We start from the raw sequence: 17,043 nt of genomic DNA, 5'->3' as shown, positions 1-17,043 counted from the left end.
AACCGGGTCCGCCCCCAGATTCGGCGGCGGTTACCGCTCGACGGTGTCGCGGACGACGGCCACGCACAGGTCGGCGCACAGCGCGGCCAGTTCGCCGACGGTCTCGCGTGGTTCGCGCAACCACTCGGCGATGATCTGGTTGACACCGCCGACCATGAACAGGGCGCCGCGCCGCATCGCCGCGGCGTCGGGCAGTGCCGAGCCCAGCACCGACGGTGCCTGTTCGATGATGGAGGCGACGATCATGTCCAGGAACTGCATCCGGTATTCGAGCAGTCCGGGTACACCGGTGACGTCGCCGATGATGATGCGATGCAGATGCGGGTCCTGGGCGACGATGTCCAGGAACGCCGTCAGCGCCGCCCGCAGCTTGTCTCGCAGGTCGCCGCTCTCCCCGACACCGGCGACCACCATGGCGTCCAGCAGTTGCGTGCGCACCTCGTCCACCACCGCGAACAGCAGTGCGTCGCGGGAGTCGAACTGCTCGTAGAAATAGCGGGTGATCAGGCCGGCCGCGGAACAGACGCCGCGCACCGTGACATCGGCGATGCCGGACTCGCCCCAGATGCGCCGGCCTGCGGAGATCAGCTTGCGGCGACGGTCGGCGCGGCGATCGGCCGCCGAGATTCCGCCGTAGTCACGCACCACCTCCGCGCGTTTCATTGACAGCACTTTACCCCCGCGCTAGTTTTCGACTACGCCTGTAGTCCAAATGGTTGCTCAGCGAGGAGCGTCGATGACCGCACAAATCCCGACTCGGCATCCCGAGTCACCCCGACCGGTGCCCGGCATGGTCAAACTGCTGGCCCGGGCGCTCGGCGTCGGCACTCCGTCCGAGCCGCAATGGCAGCGGCTGGGGGAGCGGCTGACCGTGGGAGATGAACCGATGGACCGGTTGCTGGACTGGATGGTCGACACCGGGCTGGCCCAGACGCGTCCGTTGTTCGACCGAGCACTGGCCGAAGGCATCACCCGCGTTCCCGAGGCCCCGGCACCGCTGCGCGACTTCTTCGTCGGGGTGGAGACGGCGCCGGACTGGGTTGACCTCCAGCTCGTGCGGCGCGGCCAGCGGGCGTTGCGCCGCGGCGGTGCCGACGGCATGTACGTCGCCCGGGACGTCTCACTGCTGGGCGGCTACCAGTTCGCCGGCTTCAACAAGACGCTGCTGCGTACCGGCGCGCTGGAAAAGGGCTCCAACAAGCGCTTCGCCGAGACCATGCAATGGGCCATGGACGTCATCGCCGAAGGCGGGCTGGAGTCGCTCGGGATCGGCTATCGCTCCACCATCCGGGTGCGGCTCATCCACGCCTTCGTCCGCCGACACGTGGCCGGCATGCCGGATTGGCGCGCCGAGGACTGGGGCCTGCCGGTCAACCAGACCGATATGGCCGCCACCCTCGTCGGCGCGCTGATCGCACCACCCGTGGGCGGGCTCGGGATGGGAATCCTCACCGCCCCTGCCGATTTCGAGGCCATCGCACATCTGACCCGGTACGTCGGGTGGCTCATCGGCGTCGAGGACGAGTGGCTACCACGCGATTTCCGGGACGCCGTGCGCGTCCTGTTCCACACCCTGACCGCGCTGTCGGCGCCCGACGAGTCGACCCGTCAGCTGGCCGCCCCCATGGTCGAGGACCCGATGAGCTGGCACTACGACCATCTGCCCACCCTGCGCCGCAGGCTGGCTCGTGCCCAGCACCTCTCGGTGACCAGCGGATTCCTGGGGCCCCGAACCATGCGCATGCTCGGGCTGCCGGCCTATGTGCCGCCGTGGTATCCGCTGCTGCGCCTTCCGGTCAATGTGGCGCGCAGCGTCGTCGACATCGCGCTGCCCGGTGGCATGGAGCGCGCCGCGCGGCGCGGCCAAGCCGAACAACACGCGCTGCTGCGCACCATGATCGGCGACGGGCAGGCGGCGATCGGCGAATCCGCCGAACATGTGAGTCGGGTCGCCTAGCCAGGCTCGGGTGGACGAATGTGGGCGTCCTGTACGGCAAAACACGAAAAGGCGTGCACGCGGCCCACACTCGTCACCCGCCCGTACCCGGGCGCAGACTCAGGCGCCGGCGTCCAGGATCTTGATCGCGAAGACCAGCGTGTCGCCGGGCTGGATGCCGGCCGCCGGTTGCCCATTGGGGTACCCGTCGGCGGACGTCATCGCCACCGCGACGGTGGAGCCGACCTTCTGTCCGGCGATCGCCTTCTGGAAGCCGGGGACCACGCCGTTGAGCGGGAAATCGGCCGGGGTGCCGCGTTCGTAGCTGCTGTCGAACACCGTGCCGTCGCGCCCGTTGACGCCCATGTAGCAGACCGACACGGTCGCGGTGTCCGGCACCACCGGTCCGTCGCCCGCCTTGAGGGTGTGCACCTGGGTCTCGGTCACGCTGAACGGTCCGCCCACTTTGACGTAGGGCGCGGCGGTGTCGGTCGACCCGCTGACAGCGACGTTGCCGGTGGCTCCGGTCAGGGTCCACTCGGGGGTGCCCGGGTCGGCGGGCGCCGCCGTCGGGCAGCCGAGCGTGGCCGGGGGCGCCTCCGGCAGTGACGACGCCACCTGCGCGATCGACGGCGTGCTGGCCGACGGCTTGGACGAGTTGTCCGACTCGGAGCCGCAGGCGGCAAGCGTCATCACCAGCGAGGTGGCACCGGCGACCAAGGCGACGGAAGCAGACACACGGGATGCATTCACGCCCGCCACGCTACAGCCGTGCCCGGCCGGCTCGGCCACGGTAACCCGGAATACCGGGAAATCGATTGCGGGCGCGGCACCGAGGCGGCCACCGTTCACCGGGGCGCATAGCCGCCCTGTGACGTAAGTCATGGTCGTGACCGCCGGTTAGGTGAATTCGCCGCGGCCGTCCCGGGTAACCGGATGAGCAGGTGCACCCAGCGCCGACACATCCGTCAACGCGAAGGGGCGAATCACAATGGCTGTCACGACGGCGAATGCCGATACCACCACACTGCTCGCACAGCTGCGAACCGTTCTCGACCTGACCCACACCGAGATCCAGATCGCCGAAACCAGGCTGGCCCAGGCCCGAACCGAGGCGGTCCAGCGCGAGCTGACCCAGAACGCCGGCAACGCCCGGGATCGTGCCGTGGCCATCGAGCGGGCCATTCGCGACCTCGGTGGTTATCCCGACGTCGTCGGCCCGTTCCTCGGACGCGCCGCGGCCGCGGTGAAGGCGCTGACCGAACAGGCCGAACCGTTCGACGAGGCGCTGCTCGGCGACCTGGCACTGGAAGACCAGTTGCTGGACCGGTCCCGCTATATCAAGGCGCTGGCCGTCGCGGCCAAGCGGACCGACGTCGTCGAGTTGGCCGATCGCCTCATCACCGCGCACGCCGCCACCGTCGAGTGGCTGACCACGGTGCTGGCCGAGGACGCGCTCGGCGGGCCGGCGGCCCTCCGCCGCACCCCGATGCAGGCGGTGACCGGAGCGGCGGTGAAACTGGCCAATCTGCCGGGTATCTGGACGGCGCGCGGCCTGGATCGTCTGCTGGACGTCCTGCGCAACGTGCGGCCCAACGTCGACGAGCTGCTCGACCGCGGCGCGCAAGCCGGTGAGCTCGCCGGCCGGGTGATCGCCGGTTCGCGCGACGCGGCGCTGGCCGCGGCCGAGGACATCACCCGCGGTGGCGGGGCCGAGCAGACCGCCGACGCCCTGCGCGCGCTGCGATCGGCGTCGGGTGCGTTGGACCCGTCCGAGCTGCCCATCGCGGAGTATGACGACTTGGCGGTCCCGGACGCCATCGCGGCGGTCAAGGAGCTGACCGACCCGGCCGATATCCGCACCATCGTGGCGTGGGAGGAGGCCCACAAGAACCGGCAGCGGGTCGTCTCGGCCGCACAGACCAGGCTTGCGGCGATCGCTCAAGAAGTCGTCGGGATCGGCTGACGGCCGGCATGGCGAATGTCGATGTGTCCGTCACGTCGGACCTGGCACCGCAGCAGGCCTGGAAGTTGGCGTCGGATCTGCGCCGATTCGGCGAATGGCTGACGATCTTCGGCGGTTGGCGCGGACGGCCACCGGACGATATCGGGGTCGGCACCCAGGTGTCGTCGTTGATCAAGGTGAAGGGCTTCCGTAACACCATCGATTGGCAGGTCACCGATTACGAAGAGCCGCACCGCATCCGGCTGTCAGGCCGAGGCCGCGGCGGGGTACGGATCGGTCTGACGATGACGGTGACCCCCGATGATCCGGGTTCGACGTTCCGCGTGTTGGCCGACCTGTCCGGTGCACTGCTCAGCGGGCCGGTCGGAGCGCTGGTGGCCGCCGTGCTGAAATCCGACGTCCGCCGATCGGTGCAGAATCTGGCCGAGCTGCAATAGGTCTCACGCCCACTGGTCCCACGGCACGCTCCAGTCGCCGTTCTGCCACAGCTGCAACGGTTTCCCGCCGGTGTGCCGTACCTCCACCACGTCACCGGGCACGGAGAAGTTGTAGAACCACTGCGCATTGTCGCGGTTCAGGTTCAGGCAGCCGTGGCTGGTGTCCGTCTTGCCCTGGGCCCACACCGTGGCGTCAAGTTCGTGCAGGTACACCCCGTCGGTGCTGATCCGTACCGCGTACGGGATGGATTCCTTGTAGCCGAGGTGGGAGTTGATCGGCAGGCCGTAGGTCGAGGAGTCCATGATCACCGGGTTGCTCTTGTCCATCACCGTGTAGACGCCGGGCTGGGTCCAGAAGCTCAACGTCGTGTTGCCCACGGTTTCGGTGCCGCCCCGACCCATCGAGGTCGGCATGGTGCGCACCAATGCGCCGCCGTCATACACAGTGACCTGCTTGGTGGTGTCGTCGGCGATCGACACATGCGATGCGCCGATGGTGAAGGTGACCGGCGCGTCCTGCCCGACGGTGACGACGGTGCCCGGGGCGTAATACTGCGGCGGACGCCAATGGGCCGTCTGATCGTTGACCCAGTGCCACGCACCGGCCACCGGTGGTTCGGTGGTGACGGACAGCTGTTGTTCGGCCGCGCCGCGGTCGGCCACCGGCGCCGCGAAATGCGCCACCACGACCATCCCGATGCCATAGGTGCCGCCGTTCTGTACCGGCGCACCCGAGGTGGAGGTCAGCGAAACCGGAGGCACCAGCGGGTCATCGGCATGCGAGAACCCCGCCGGGGCGCCGACCACACCGGTCAGCACCGTGGCCGTCAGCGCGAGCAGCATCGCGCCCCGCCGCACAATCGTCATTGGGCCCACTCCGTTTCACCGCGCCGAGGTTGTCGACCCCGGATCCTAGCCACGGTTGCTGTGACCGCCCGGATGACGGTGCTGCCAGGATGTGATGTGCTCAACCGGTGGCGGGGGATATCTGGGCGGTCGTACACCATGAGCGGGCGGTGCTGGCGGCCGACCTGGCCACGCTGCAGCAGGTGCAGTGGGAGGCCGACTCGCTGTGTGACGGGTGGGCGGTACGCGATGTGGTGGCCCATCTGGCGGCCACCGCGATGCTGTCCAAGCGCCGCTTCGTCGGCGAAATTGTTCGCGCCGGGTTCAGCCCGGACCGGATCGTGCGCCGCCAGATCGCCGTCGGGCGCACACATGAGCACCACCAGCTGCTCGCACAGTTTGCCGCGGCGGTGAAATCCACTGCGTCGCCGCCACTTCCGACGATCTCGCGGATCGTCGAAACCGTGGTGCACGCCGAGGACATCCGGCGACCGCTGGGATTGGTGCACACCTACCGGCGTGACCACATCGGGGCCGCCGTCGCCTACCTGGCCGCGGATCGGTTCTCCGGTGGCAGGCGCCGGCTCGCGGGGCTGAGATTGGTCGGCACCGATGCGGACTTCACCGTCGGTGCCGGGCTGCCCATCGAGGGGCCCGCCGTGTCGTTGCTGCTGGCCGCCAGCGGCCGCACAGTCGCACTGGCCGAGTTGAGTGGTCCCGGCGTGGCCGAATTGGCCGTCCGATGACGCGTCGTCAACCGGTGCGCTGGGCGGTGCCGCTGCGTTGCAGATCGTGTGGCGCCAGCACGAGGTCGGTGGCGGCCGAACGGAGCTTGGTTTGCAGCAGATGCGCGATCCCGAGCCGTTGCAGCCACGGCACCAGAGTCAGCTTGATGTTGCGCCGCAGCAGCGCCGCGCCGGTGCGTGAGATGACAGTGGAATCCGTGCGCAGTGCCAGACTCTGATTTCGCTCCACGTACCCGCGCAAGCGGTGTTCGTAGGCGGTGAACGCGTCCTGGGGGCTGGCCTGGCGCACCAGTTCGCCGGCCAGGATGTAGGCACCGGCGATCGCGATGCTGGTGCCTTGGCCGGACAGCAGGGCCGGGGCGTAGGCGGCATCCCCGACCAGGGCGACCCGTCCCGAACTCCAGCACGGCATCCGCACCTGGCTGACGGTGTCGAAATAGAGGTCTTCGGATTCCGGGAGGGTGGCGATGATCTCCTCGGTGCGCCAGTGGTCGTCGCGGAACGCATCGCGGAGGGTGGCGATGACCGCCCGCTCGTCGTGGCGGTCCACCGAGCCGGGAGTTGGATGGACGAAGACCAGGAATGCGCGGGCGGGGCCGTCCTGGTGACGCTCGACGATGACCGTCCTGCCGGGGTGGGAGTACATGAAACCGCTTCCGGGAGGGAACAACTCCGGCGGCATGTCCCAGACGGCCGCGTAGGGGCCGAGGTGGCGGACGAACTGCGATTCGTCGCCGAAGGTGAGGCCGCGGACGTTGGAGTGGATGCCGTCGGCGCCGATCACCACGTCGAACGTCTGTGCTTCTCGATGGGCGAAGGTGACATCGACGCCGGTGTCGGTTTGGGTCAGTGCGGTGATCGTGTCGCCGAAGACGTAGTCGACGCGTGCGGCGCCGGCCCGGTACAGGATTTCGCTGAGCGCGCCGCGGGTGAGTTCGATATCGCCGCTGCCCGGATCGGCGAGCAGTTCGCCGTAGTCGAGGGTGCCCAACCGCCGGCCCCCCGGCGAGAGCAGGCTTACCGGTGCGTGCCGGTAGCGTCGTGCCCAGATCTGGTCATGAAGCCCCATCCGGCGCACGATTTCCGTTGCGGTACCCCGGATGTCGATCGGGTATCCGCTGGTGCGCAACCGGTCGGCGCGTTCGACCACGGTGACGTCCCAGCCGGCCTCGGACAGCCAGAAGGCAAGGGCCGGTCCGGCAATGCTGGCACCGGAGATCAGGGCACTGGAACGGGACATGGCGATCCTCCAATAGGGCTGGGCGCGAAGTGCGTTCGAGCGTTTAGCTACACATATGTATCTTATCTGGCCCGACTGTAGCGTCGTGCGATAAGATACGCAAGTGTCCTCTAAAGAGCTTGCCGTTCAGCGGCGTCGCGGCGCCGCACTGGAGTCCGCCATCCTCGACGCGGGTTGGGAGCAGCTCATCGAGGCCGGCTATGACAGATTCACCATCGAATCGGTGGCCGAGCGGGCATCCACCGCGCGGTCCGTGCTGTACCGGCGTTGGCCATCGCGACGGGACCTGCTGCAGGCGGTGATCCGGCGCAGGGGAGAGGTCGACGGGATCTCGACCCCGGACACCGGGAGTCTGCGGGCCGACATGCTGGCGCTGCTCACCGAGTTGAGTGAGCGCCGGTCACGCATCATGGGACTGATCGCCGCCCGGCTCGGCGCCTATTACGACGACGCCGACGGGTCGCCCAGGGAACTGCGCGCGTGGTTTGTGCCCGAGGGACCGTCCATCATGGACACCGTCATCGAACGAGCCGTGGCGCGCGGCGAACTCGCCGCGGTGCCGCCGGCCCGAATCATGACGCTGCCGGTCGACCTCGTGCGACACGAAATGTTCATGACCATGGCGGCGGTGCCCGAGCAGACCATCACCGAGATCGTCGACGACGTATTCCTGCCGCTGGCAACGAACTTCGGTCGCGACCAGCGATAGGGTGGCCTCATGCGGTTTCGGGCCTACCTCTTCGATGTCCAGGGCACATTGCTGGATTTCTTCCGTCCGGTGACCGATGCCGTCACCGATTTCCTTGACAGTCAGCAGATTACGACCGTCGACCCCGCCGACCTCACCCGGGCATGGCGCGAGGACTATTTCAGGCGGGTCCGGAGCATCCCGCAGAGCGTCGAAAATTGGCGCCGGGTGCAAGACCTGTACGCGGCCGGTTTCGCCGAAGTGTGCGTCGGCCACGGCCTGGATCGGCCGAGTGCCGGCGACACCGAGCTGGCCGCGGCCGGTTGGCAGCGACTGGAACCCTGGCCCGACGTGCGAGCCGGAATGGCGCGACTGCGCGGACGGGCGATCACCGCAACCCTGTCGAACACCGATATGAGCACCATGATCTCGCTGTTCAAGCGCCTCGCGATCGATATGGACGCCATTTTCACCGCGGAGATGATCGGCGCCTTCAAGCCCGCGCCGACAACCTATCTGCGCGCACTGCAGTACCTGGGTGTCGCGCCCCGCGAGGCGGCAATGGTGGCCGCTCACCCGTATGACCTCGAAGCGGCGAAGGCCCTGGGGATGGGCACGGTTTTCCTGCACCGCCCGTTCGAGTACGGCGACCCCCGGCTCGCCCACGACATCGCGCCCGAGCAGGTCGATCAGTACGTCGATTCGGTCGCCGATATCGAGTGACCCGACGCGTTTGCCTCCCGGGGGGACCCGGGTACCCGATTGGTCGGGACACGGCAGGCTGATTTGCCCGGCCGTCCCGTGTGATCGCCGAGCATGAGCGGTCCAAACCAGACGTCATCGATCAGCATCGAGGAGATTTCATGATGCGCAAGACTGCGTCCACGACCCTGCTGGTAGCGGCATGTGCCGCGGGGGCGGGCATCGCGCTAGCCCCCGCCGCGTCGGCAGAACCCGATCCCTGTCAGAACGCCGGCACCGCCACCTTGTGCGAGGCACCCGGCAGCGCCAGTGAATCGGCCACTCCGCCCGTGCCCGGAGACGGCGTTCAGAACGGCCCGTACGGGCCGAACGGCGGCACACCCCCTGTGGGCAACGGATAAACGACAGGGATGACAACACGACGTGGCCCCGGACGGAAACACCCGTCCGGGGCCACACCGTGTGCAGCGCGGTGAACTACAACCTGCTCGCGGCGAACTCCGCGGCCTGGTTCACCAGGCCGTCGGCGACGTACGCGTTGTGTGCCCCGGTTGGGGGCCCGGGCGGCGCACCATTGCAGATGGTGTCACCGGGAGCGCACAGGTCGATCGTCTTGGGCACATACAGCGGGCCGATGGTGATGAGCGGTGCGCCGGCGTCACTCAAGAACTGGTTCGACGGCTTGCCGAACAGCACCACCGCGGCGACGTGGTCCGAGATTTCCGGGGGCATCGGTGCCGGCACGAAGGCCGCCGGCACGCCAGCGGGAATCTCGGCCGAGGTGCTGAACGCGGCTACCGCCGCCCCCTGGGAGAAGCCACCGAGCACCATCTTGGTGGCCGGGCAGTCGGCCGCCACCGCCTGGATGTGGTTGGTGGCGTCCCTGATCCCGTCGACGACAGTCAGGGCGAACTGGAAGCCGTCGTTGAAATCGGCGCTGGCCTGATAGTTGACCGCATAGTCGGCGACCGATTTCCCGCTCGCCTTGGCGCGCAGTGCGTCGACGAAGGCCTGCCCGATGCCGCCGGGGCCGGGTGGTTCACCGGTGCCGCGGGCGAACACCACCTCGGCGTCCGGGCAGGGGGCGGCGACGGCGGCCGGTGCCGCCAGCGTGGCACCGGCCAGCACCGCCGCCGTCGCAGCCAGGACGCTGCCCACCCGGCGCGTGACCCGTCCGACGTGAGACCCGGAAGCTTCCGCCCCGAATTCTTCGCGCATCGAAAACCTCCGTTAGATCTCGGTACTCGATCAAGGCCTGGCGGACCTGGTACGGATTATCCACCTGTTCCCACGCACACCGGGCCCGCGCACGCACCGGCACCGCCGGGGCCGGCGCCGGCGCTCGCACCCGGGACGCCCGCCGTGGCGCCACCCGGACCCGCACCTGCGCCCGCACCCGGGACGCCCGCCGTGGCCCCACCCGGACCCGCACCCGCGCCGGCGCCGGGCACGCCTGCGGTGGCGCCACCGGGTCCGGCCCCGGCGCCCGGGGCCCCGGTTTCGGCCGGGGCGGGTGCCATGGTGGTCATCTCGACGGTCGTCGACGTGGTCGTCGGCGTCGACTCCGTCGTGGAGGTGGATGTGGACGTGGAGGTGGAATCGCTGCCACCACTGTCGGAACCGCATGCGGTCAGTCCACCGACCAGAACGGCACCCGCGACAGCGGCGGTGACGGGTACTCCACGGATGATCCGAACAATCGACATGTGAGGCTCGTTTCTCTTCATACGGCTGCGTCCAGCTGAGCCGCTGTTTTCACAGAACGGACCTCGCGGTGTTACCCGGTTTTGAGCGCCGCTAAGCATTCCGGTTTGCTGAGCACGGTCAGTAGTCCCACGGAGCGGGTACACAGCGGAATGCGTCACCCGCGGTGGCCACGTGGCAGACCGACGGAAAGGGCAGGTGGGTGGCCACCAGTGCCTCACCGGTCGACGCCAGCTCCCGCAGCAACGCGACCCGGACGCGGGCCGCTTCCTCGGGATCGTGCTCGAAGCCGTTGTGCCACTCCGGGTTCTCGAACCCGGGTGCGAACACCGCGTCCCCGGCGAACGTCAACCGGTCACCGCCGGATGCCAGCCGGACGATGCTGTGGCCTGGAGTGTGTCCGCCGGTCCGCGAGAGCAGCACACCGGGGGCGACCTCGTACTCGGTCTCGAACGTGCGCAGGTAACCGTGATACTCGTCCAGGAATCGCGTGGCGATGGACCGCAGTGCAGCGGGTACCGGTGCGGGCATGGTGGTGTGCGAGAAATCGGGTGCACCCCAGAACTCGGCTTCCCGCGTCGCGACGTGGATCCGCAGGTCGGGCCGGAGCCGGTCTTTCAGCCCCTCGGTCAGCAGACCGCCGACATGGTCCATGTGCAGGTGGGTGAGCACCACATCGGTCACCGATCCGGGATCGATGCCGGCAGCCTCCAGGCGCTGGACCGTCTGGCCGGCGCGCGGAAAGTCGGGGAACTCCACACCCAGACCGGCGTCGACCAGGATGGTCCTGCCGCCGGTGCGCACGACCACCACGTTCAGCGGCCAGTCGATGATCTCGGGCGGCAGGAAATTGTCGTCCAGCCAACTCGCCAGCGCGGCAGGTTCGGCGTTGGTCGCCAGCGTCGAGGCGGTGATCGGTAGGACGCCGTCGCTGATCACCGTGACATCGATGTCGCCCACCTTGACGGCGTACCGGGATGGCACCAGCTCGTCGACCCCGTTGTGCTCGGTGATGTTGTCCAGGCTCATGTTTCTTCTCCTGCGTGCGTTCTACGGAAGACCCCGTCGAAATGACGGGTCTTCGCCTAGATCGCCCACCGGTGGCGCGATTCATCCCCGATGGTCGAGCCGCCGCGCAGGCGCCGCGACGGCGGAGTCCGGGCACGCTAGGACCGGCGGTGCGCGAGGATGTGAACGCCGGGAAAGCGGTGAACGCCGTCGGGACGGTTGATCAGTCGCCAGTCTTCGTCGAAGCCTGCCGAGGAAAGCACTCGGCTCAGCTCATCGGCCGGCCAGCGCCAGGCCGGTGCCACCGCGTGGTCGAAAGGTGTTGCCGGGCCCGGTGTATCGGATGACTGCACCGCGATCAGTACCGGGGTGTCGGGCCGCAGCCGGGACGCCCACGATCGCAAGACCGCATCGACGCGGTCGGGCGGAAGGTGAATCAGGCTGAACCGGGCGAGAATTGCCGCGATGGGATCGTCGACGTGGGTGAGGGTGGCGTCGTCGTCGATGAACCGCAGCTGTGGGTAAGCGTTGCGCGCCAGGGCCAGCATGGCGGCACTGGGGTCGCATCCGATGGCGTCGAGTCCCCGGCTGGCGAGGTCGTGGGTGACGTGGCCTGGACCGCAACCCACGTCCACCACGGAGCCCGGCATCCGAATGACCTCTGTGAAGGCTTCGACCGCGTGTCGTTCGAACGGGGTCTGGTAGGGCTCGGGGAACATGGCGGCGTACTGGTCGGCAAGCGCGTCGTATCCCGGTTGTGTCACGTGGTCACTATGGCACTGTCCGTCGCGTCGTCGACGTGGCCGCGCGGTCCGTGCCACCGGCGGGAGAAAACCGCTCGACGTGAGCTGTGGGGCGTTGCTAGCGTGCGTACGACCGTGCCGGAACACGAGGAGGTGAGACCCATGAACGCAGTAATCATGTGGGCGCTTCCACTTGTGTTCACGGTCAGGCGATAGACAGCGGTGTCGCCGGGAGCGTCGGACTCGACCATCCCGAAAGGCACCATCATGTACTTCACCTCGACGACATCATCGAACGGCGTCACCGAACGCACCTTCACCCTGGGTGACATCACCGGCGTGCTGTGGACGCCGGTGTGCGCCACCCCCGGGGCGCCGCTGCTGTTGGCCGCACACGGCGGCGGCATGCACAAGAAAGCTCCGGGCCTGGTGGCCACCGCGCTGCACTGCGTCGGTACGTATGGATTCTCCGTCGCAGCCATCGACGCACCCGGACACGGAGACAGGCCGCCCAACGACCGGGATCAGCGATGGGCCGACGCGATCCGACGGGGCAGGGATGCGGGCCACCCGATCGCCCCGATCGTCGCCGATTACGGCATGTCCCTCGCCGAGCGGGCGGTACCGGAATGGCAGGCCACCATCGACGCGCTGCAAGCGCTGCCCGAGATCGGAGTCGATGCACCAACCGGTTTCGGCGGTGTCTCGCTGGGCGTGGTGACCGGCGTGATGCTGACGGCGAGCGAATCACGGATCGTCGCGGCGAGTTTCGGGGCGGTGCTCGTGCACGACGCCCTCATCGAGACGGCCCGGCAGATCAGCGTGCCTGTCGAGTGCCGCATTCCTTGGGACGACCCGGTATTCGACCGCGGCGCCGGCATCGCGTTGTTCGACGCCTTCGGCTCGGCGGAAAAGACCCTGTCGGCCTGTTCCGGCAAGTACCCCGCACTGCCCGAGCATGTCCGGGACGACTCGGCTCGGTTCTTCGGCCGCACCCTGCGTCGACGCCCCGGCGGCACCGGGGCAGCCTGACGGCGCCCAGATGCCCGGGCGGGCTGTGGCAGGGTGGAGAGATGGACAACGAGGTTCAGTCGACAGCGAACACCGCAGTTCGCCACCGCCACGTGAGCGTGGCCGGTCTGGACGTCTTCTACCGCGAGGCCGGTCCGAGGGATGCCCCGGTTCTACTGCTGCCCCATGGCTATCCGGGTTCGTCCTTCGTCTACCGGAACCTGATGCCCGCGTTGGGTGATCGATGGCGCACGGTCGCGCCCGACTTGCCCGGGTTCGGGTACAGCGCGACACCGCCGCCGGCGGATTTCGGCTACACGTTCGACGCCTACTCGGCCTTCCTGGCCGAGTTTGTCGACGCCCTGGGTCTGCAGCGATATGCGATCTGGCTGCACGACTATGGTTCGCAGTTCGGCTTCCGGTTGGCGATGTCGGCGCCCGAGCGGGTGACGGGCCTGATCATCCAGAACGGAGACATCTACGACGACGAGTTCGGCCCGAAATATGGTGCGCTACGCGAACTCTGGAGCAACCCCGGTCCCGCCGCCCGCCGCGCCTATGCCGAGCATGTCAGCCTCGACGGGTTCCGTGACGAGTTCGCCGGTGAGTTGCCCGCCGATGTCGCCGACCGCGTCAGCCCCGATCTGTGGACCCTGCACTGGGCCTTGATGTCCACGCCCGAGCGCCGGGCCAACCTGGTCGAGTTGCTGCAGGACCAGCCCTCCACGCTGGAATGGCTTCCGCGTGAGCGGGCCTATCTGCGTGAGTACCGGCCGCCCACGCTGATCGTGTGGGGACCGCATGACGGCTACATGCCGGAGGCGGCGGCCACCGCGTACCACCGCGACCATCCCGATGCCGAGATCCACCTGCTCGGCGGTGGGCATTGGCTGCTCGAGACCCACCTGCACGACGTCGTCCCGTTGGTCCGGGACTTCCTGACCAGGCTCGATTCGGTGAGCTGAGGCGATCACGGTTCACCGATATCGCCGAGGTGCGCCCGCAACACCAGTCGGCCGTCGGCCAAGTGGTACGTCGCGGCGGCCACGGCGACCGTCCCTGCCAGGATTCGCTGGGCGACCACGACGGAGCGGATGCGTAGCTGTGTCGCGGTTTCCACGACATGACGGGCACCGAGCGCGTCGGCCTGTGTCAGCCCGGAGTGATACGCGGGCAGGATGGAGGGCGTCACCCGGTCGATGATCTCGCGGACGTAGCCGCCCGGCATCACGCCGTCCTCGATCGCCGACAGCGCCGCCCTGACGGCACCGCAATTGTCGTGCCCGAGAACCACGATCAGCGGCACATCCAGGACCGTGAGGGCGTACTCGATGGAGCCCAGCACCGCCGCGTCGATGACGTGGCCGGCGGTGCGCACCACGAACATGTCGCCGAGTCCCTGGTCGAAGATGATCTCGGCGGCCACCCGGCTGTCGGCGCAACCGAACAGCACCACCTGGGGCTTCTGCGTGTGGGTCAGCCGCGCCCGGTCCGCGCTGCTTTGGCCGGGATGTGCCGGCCTGCCCTGCACGAACCGCTCGTTGCCCGCCTTGAGGGCTTTCCACGTGGCTGCAGGGCTGCGCGTCGGCATGGTGGACATTGTGCCCGACGCCCGCAAGCCCACGGGCGCCACGCTCGATGCCGATGGGGCCCAGGCCCGTTCGTCGACTACCGTGTGACACGTGGGGGATGGGGAACGGGACGTCCGGCGCCGCGGCGGTCTGCTCGACGTCGGCGACGGCAATTGTATCTTCTGGGAAGCCGCCGGGTGTCCGGGTGGACGCACCGTGTTGATCGTGCACGGCGGCCCGGGTGGTGGCCGCTCACGTAACGCGCCGAAGGCATTCGACCACAACGTTTTCCAGGTCGTCTCATTCGACCAGCGCGGGTGCGGTGACAGCCTGCCGAGTGCCGCGGATCCGGCCACCGACATGAGCGTCAACACCACCGAGCACCTGCTCGCCGACATGGAGAAGCTACGACAGCACCTCGGGGTGCAGCGGTGGCTGCTCTACGGTGGTTCATGGGCCTGCACGCTGATGCTGGCCTACGCGCAGCGGTATCCGGACCGCGTGGCGGGCATCATCGCCGTAGGGGTCACCTTGACGCGCGCCGATGACATCGACTGGCTGTACCACGGGCTGCGGCGGCTGCTGCCCGAGCAGTGGGAACGATTCCGCGCTGCCGTCCCGGAGCACTTGCGTGACGGCAACCTCGTCGAGGGCTACCGCCAACTGATGGAGCATCCCGACGTGGACGTGCGATTACCTGCGGCCCGCGCGTGGTGCCGTTGGGAGGACGCCGCCATCGCCCATGAGGTGCGGGGTAACCCGGGGCAGTACAGCGCCAAACCGGACGCTGCGAAGCTCGCCTTCGTGCGAATCTGCACGCACTATTTCGCCAACCACGGGTGGCTCGACGACGGGCAGCTGCTCCGGGAGGCGGACAGGCTTGCCGGGATCCCGGGTCTGCTCATCCACGGTCGGCTGGACCTGTCCGCACCACTACTGTCCGCGTGGGAGCTCGCCCGGGCATGGCCGGATGCGGAACTGACGGTGATCGACGACTCGGGCCACACCGGAAGCCCGGCGATGGCAGCCGCTGTCCGGCAGGCCATCTCACGATTCACCGATGGCGACCTGGCACCGGGGTGATCCGGCCCGGCGCGGCACCGTGCGAGGATGACGGATATGAGCGATCGGTTACCGCGGTATCGGGTGCTGACAGGACCGGATGATGCGGCGTTCTGTGTTCGGGTCAGCGAAGCCTTGGATCTGGGGTACGCGCTGCACGGCGGCCCCGCGGTGACGTTCGGCGATGGTCGCGTGCTGGTCGCTCAGGCCGTGGTCTGGCCGGGGCCGGAGGAACCGCCGATGGCACCGGTCGCCTGACGGCGGTGGGTGTCGATGACCCAGATCCTCGTCGCCGCCGGCATCGCCCTGGCCGCCGCTCTGTTGCTGACGCCCGTGCTGATCCGGGTGTTCGCCCGCTTGGGGTTGGGTCAGGAGATCCGCGACGACGCGCCCCAGGCGCACCGCCGCAAGCGCGGCACACCCACGATGGGTGGCCTGGCCATCCTCGCCGCGATCTGGGCGAGCTACCTGAGCACGAACCTGATCGGACTCGGATTCGGAATGGGGGGCCCGTCGGCGTCCGGACTGCTGGTCCTCGGGCTGGCCACCGCGCTGGGCGTGGTCGGATTCACCGACGACTACATCAAATTGCGGCGCGGCCGCAATCTGGGTTTGAACAAGAGGGCCAAATCCGCGGGCCAGGTCGCGGCGGGGGTCCTGTTCGGTGTGCTCGCGCTGCACTTCCACAACCCCGACGGCCTCACCCCGGGTAGCACCCAGCTGTCGCACGTCCGCGAGATAGCCGCGCTGACAATGGTGCCCGCCGCCTTCGTGCTCTTTTGCGTGTTCGTTGTCACGGCGTGGTCGAACGCCGTGAACCTCACCGACGGATTGGACGGTCTGGCCGCCGGCGCGATGGCGATGGTCAGCGCGGCCTACGTGCTGATCACCTTCTGGCAGTTCCGCAATGCGTGTGCGGTCACCGCTGCCGCGGGGTGCTATCACGTCCGCGACCCGCTCGACTTGGCCGTCGTCGCCGCGGCGACCGCCGGCGCCTGCATCGGATTCCTGTGGTGGAACGCCGCACCGGCCAGGATCATCATGGGGGACACCGGTTCGCTCGCGCTGGGCGGGATCATCGCCGGACTGTCGGTGACCAGTCACACCGAGATCCTGGCCATCATCGTGGGCGCCTTGTTCGTGGCGGAGGTGACCTCCGTCGTCATCCAGGTCGCGGCCTTCCGTACCACCGGCCGTCGAGTCTTTCGCTTGACTCCGCTGCACCACCACTTCGAGCTGATGGGCTGGCCGGAGACCACCCTGACCATCCGGCTCTGGCTGGTGACCGCGATCGCCTGCGGCCTCGGTATCGCGCTGTTCTACGGCGAATGGTTGACCGCCGTCGGCGCCTGACCGCGCGGTGTCCTCAACGGTCCCTTTCGC

Annotated in this window: 19 protein-coding genes and 1 pseudogene; 11 read left to right on the top strand and 9 right to left on the bottom strand. The window is 68.4% G+C overall.

From position 1 onward, the window contains the following. Window positions 1–30: 30 nt before the first annotated feature. Entirely contained in the window at window positions 31–663 is a 633-nt protein-coding gene (locus tag BN977_RS18770; protein ID WP_024455890.1) for a TetR/AcrR family transcriptional regulator, read from the bottom strand. Window positions 664–736: 73 nt separating this feature from the next. On the opposite strand from BN977_RS18770, the gene BN977_RS18765 reads away from it, so the two are divergent. Then, window positions 737–1,957 carry an oxygenase MpaB family protein gene (locus tag BN977_RS18765; RefSeq protein ID WP_024455891.1) on the top strand — a complete coding sequence of 407 codons (1,221 nt, stop codon included), beginning with the start codon at window positions 737–739 and terminating at the stop codon, window positions 1,955–1,957. Between the two features lie 99 nt (window positions 1,958–2,056). On the opposite strand, the gene BN977_RS18760 is transcribed toward BN977_RS18765, so the two are convergent. Then, entirely contained in the window at window positions 2,057–2,689 is a 633-nt protein-coding gene (locus BN977_RS18760) for an FKBP-type peptidyl-prolyl cis-trans isomerase (RefSeq protein ID WP_024455892.1), read from the bottom strand. 238 nt (window positions 2,690–2,927) lie between these two features. Between BN977_RS18760 and BN977_RS18755 the strand changes: the two genes are divergently transcribed. Together BN977_RS18755 and BN977_RS18750 are read left to right on the top strand one after the other, a co-directional pair. Further along, window positions 2,928–3,902: a hypothetical protein gene (locus BN977_RS18755; RefSeq protein ID WP_024455893.1), complete on the top strand. Its 975-nt coding sequence runs from the start codon at window positions 2,928–2,930 to the stop codon at window positions 3,900–3,902. An 8-nt stretch (window positions 3,903–3,910) separates the two neighbouring features. Continuing rightward, a complete protein-coding gene (locus tag BN977_RS18750; RefSeq protein WP_036400181.1) occupies window positions 3,911–4,339 on the top strand; it encodes a type II toxin-antitoxin system Rv0910 family toxin in 429 nt (142 codons plus the stop codon). 3 nt (window positions 4,340–4,342) lie between these two features. Here BN977_RS18750 and BN977_RS18745 read toward each other — a convergent pair. Further along, a pseudogene (locus BN977_RS18745) lies at window positions 4,343–5,092 on the bottom strand (L,D-transpeptidase); the annotation flags it as partial. A gap of 221 nt (window positions 5,093–5,313) precedes the next feature. On the opposite strand from BN977_RS18745, the gene BN977_RS18740 reads away from it, so the two are divergent. Beyond that, window positions 5,314–5,931 carry a maleylpyruvate isomerase family mycothiol-dependent enzyme gene (locus tag BN977_RS18740; protein WP_036400178.1) on the top strand — a complete coding sequence of 206 codons (618 nt, stop codon included), beginning with the start codon at window positions 5,314–5,316 and terminating at the stop codon, window positions 5,929–5,931. Window positions 5,932–5,938: 7 nt separating this feature from the next. On the opposite strand, the gene BN977_RS18735 is transcribed toward BN977_RS18740, so the two are convergent. Continuing rightward, window positions 5,939–7,171, bottom strand: a complete 1,233-nt coding sequence (locus BN977_RS18735; protein WP_036400175.1) for an FAD-dependent monooxygenase — start codon at window positions 7,169–7,171, stop codon at window positions 5,939–5,941. Window positions 7,172–7,274: 103 nt separating this feature from the next. On the opposite strand from BN977_RS18735, the gene BN977_RS18730 reads away from it, so the two are divergent. Next, complete coding sequence (locus BN977_RS18730; RefSeq protein ID WP_024455898.1) at window positions 7,275–7,880, top strand: TetR/AcrR family transcriptional regulator; 606 nt, start codon at window positions 7,275–7,277, stop codon at window positions 7,878–7,880. 9 nt (window positions 7,881–7,889) lie between these two features. After that, window positions 7,890–8,582, top strand: coding sequence for a haloacid dehalogenase type II (locus BN977_RS18725; RefSeq protein WP_036400172.1), 693 nt, complete (start codon window positions 7,890–7,892; stop codon window positions 8,580–8,582). Window positions 8,583–9,038: 456 nt separating this feature from the next. On the opposite strand, the gene BN977_RS18720 is transcribed toward BN977_RS18725, so the two are convergent. The 4 genes from BN977_RS18720 to BN977_RS18705 all read right to left on the bottom strand — a co-directional run bounded on the left by BN977_RS18720 (window position 9,039) and on the right by BN977_RS18705 (window position 12,037). After that, a complete protein-coding gene (locus BN977_RS18720; RefSeq protein WP_084172607.1) occupies window positions 9,039–9,779 on the bottom strand; it encodes a cutinase family protein in 741 nt (246 codons plus the stop codon). A 56-nt stretch (window positions 9,780–9,835) separates the two neighbouring features. Further along, window positions 9,836–10,267: a hypothetical protein gene (locus tag BN977_RS32690; protein ID WP_131590168.1), complete on the bottom strand. Its 432-nt coding sequence runs from the start codon at window positions 10,265–10,267 to the stop codon at window positions 9,836–9,838. A 118-nt stretch (window positions 10,268–10,385) separates the two neighbouring features. Continuing rightward, a complete protein-coding gene (locus BN977_RS18710) occupies window positions 10,386–11,294 on the bottom strand; it encodes an MBL fold metallo-hydrolase (RefSeq protein WP_036400165.1) in 909 nt (302 codons plus the stop codon). Between the two features lie 137 nt (window positions 11,295–11,431). After that, window positions 11,432–12,037, bottom strand: coding sequence for a class I SAM-dependent methyltransferase (locus BN977_RS18705; RefSeq protein WP_036400163.1), 606 nt, complete (start codon window positions 12,035–12,037; stop codon window positions 11,432–11,434). A gap of 246 nt (window positions 12,038–12,283) precedes the next feature. Here BN977_RS18705 and BN977_RS18695 point away from each other — a divergent pair, with 246 nt between their 5' ends. Both BN977_RS18695 and BN977_RS18690 read left to right on the top strand, forming a co-directional pair. Then, entirely contained in the window at window positions 12,284–13,048 is a 765-nt protein-coding gene (locus BN977_RS18695; RefSeq protein ID WP_036400157.1) for an alpha/beta hydrolase family protein, read from the top strand. 41 nt (window positions 13,049–13,089) lie between these two features. After that, complete coding sequence (locus BN977_RS18690; RefSeq protein ID WP_036400154.1) at window positions 13,090–13,992, top strand: alpha/beta fold hydrolase; 903 nt, start codon at window positions 13,090–13,092, stop codon at window positions 13,990–13,992. A 5-nt stretch (window positions 13,993–13,997) separates the two neighbouring features. Here the strand turns inward: BN977_RS18690 and BN977_RS18685 are convergent, their stop codons facing one another. Then, the gene (locus BN977_RS18685; RefSeq protein ID WP_024454452.1) at window positions 13,998–14,618 is read right to left on the bottom strand and encodes a carbonic anhydrase; all 621 of its coding nucleotides are present in this window, start codon (window positions 14,616–14,618) and stop codon (window positions 13,998–14,000) included. 91 nt (window positions 14,619–14,709) lie between these two features. Between BN977_RS18685 and pip the strand changes: the two genes are divergently transcribed. From pip to mraY, 3 genes are read left to right on the top strand one after another with little or no spacing between them, the layout of a single operon-like run. Further along, window positions 14,710–15,681: a prolyl aminopeptidase gene (pip, locus tag BN977_RS18680; protein ID WP_051561651.1), complete on the top strand. Its 972-nt coding sequence runs from the start codon at window positions 14,710–14,712 to the stop codon at window positions 15,679–15,681. A gap of 27 nt (window positions 15,682–15,708) precedes the next feature. After that, window positions 15,709–15,918, top strand: a complete 210-nt coding sequence (locus BN977_RS18675) for a DUF1737 domain-containing protein (protein ID WP_036400151.1) — start codon at window positions 15,709–15,711, stop codon at window positions 15,916–15,918. 15 nt (window positions 15,919–15,933) lie between these two features. Continuing rightward, the gene (gene mraY / locus BN977_RS18670) at window positions 15,934–17,013 is read left to right on the top strand and encodes a phospho-N-acetylmuramoyl-pentapeptide-transferase (RefSeq protein ID WP_036400149.1); all 1,080 of its coding nucleotides are present in this window, start codon (window positions 15,934–15,936) and stop codon (window positions 17,011–17,013) included. The last annotated feature ends 30 nt before the right edge of the window (window positions 17,014–17,043 follow it).

The organism is Mycolicibacterium cosmeticum, assembly GCF_000613185.1.
GTDB lineage: Bacteria > Actinomycetota > Actinomycetes > Mycobacteriales > Mycobacteriaceae > Mycobacterium > Mycobacterium cosmeticum.
Note: the sequence above shows the minus strand (reverse complement) of the source record. Positions and strands in the feature narration are given on the sequence as shown.

Coding starts and splice junctions, on each gene's coding strand:
- BN977_RS18770 (WP_024455890.1), bottom strand. CDS start 663: ATGAAACGCGCGGAGGTGGTGCGTGACTACGGCGGAATCTCGGCGGCC.
- BN977_RS18765 (WP_024455891.1), top strand. CDS start 737: ATGACCGCACAAATCCCGACTCGGCATCCCGAGTCACCCCGACCGGTG.
- BN977_RS18755 (WP_024455893.1), top strand. CDS start 2,928: ATGGCTGTCACGACGGCGAATGCCGATACCACCACACTGCTCGCACAG.
- BN977_RS18750 (WP_036400181.1), top strand. CDS start 3,911: ATGGCGAATGTCGATGTGTCCGTCACGTCGGACCTGGCACCGCAGCAG.
- BN977_RS18735 (WP_036400175.1), bottom strand. CDS start 7,171: ATGTCCCGTTCCAGTGCCCTGATCTCCGGTGCCAGCATTGCCGGACCG.
- BN977_RS18725 (WP_036400172.1), top strand. CDS start 7,890: ATGCGGTTTCGGGCCTACCTCTTCGATGTCCAGGGCACATTGCTGGAT.
- BN977_RS18720 (WP_084172607.1), bottom strand. CDS start 9,779: ATGCGCGAAGAATTCGGGGCGGAAGCTTCCGGGTCTCACGTCGGACGG.
- BN977_RS32690 (WP_131590168.1), bottom strand. CDS start 10,267: ATGTCGATTGTTCGGATCATCCGTGGAGTACCCGTCACCGCCGCTGTC.
- BN977_RS18710 (WP_036400165.1), bottom strand. CDS start 11,294: ATGAGCCTGGACAACATCACCGAGCACAACGGGGTCGACGAGCTGGTG.
- BN977_RS18695 (WP_036400157.1), top strand. CDS start 12,284: ATGTACTTCACCTCGACGACATCATCGAACGGCGTCACCGAACGCACC.
- BN977_RS18690 (WP_036400154.1), top strand. CDS start 13,090: ATGGACAACGAGGTTCAGTCGACAGCGAACACCGCAGTTCGCCACCGC.
- BN977_RS18685 (WP_024454452.1), bottom strand. CDS start 14,618: ATGCCGACGCGCAGCCCTGCAGCCACGTGGAAAGCCCTCAAGGCGGGC.
- BN977_RS18675 (WP_036400151.1), top strand. CDS start 15,709: ATGACGGATATGAGCGATCGGTTACCGCGGTATCGGGTGCTGACAGGA.
- mraY (WP_036400149.1), top strand. CDS start 15,934: ATGACCCAGATCCTCGTCGCCGCCGGCATCGCCCTGGCCGCCGCTCTG.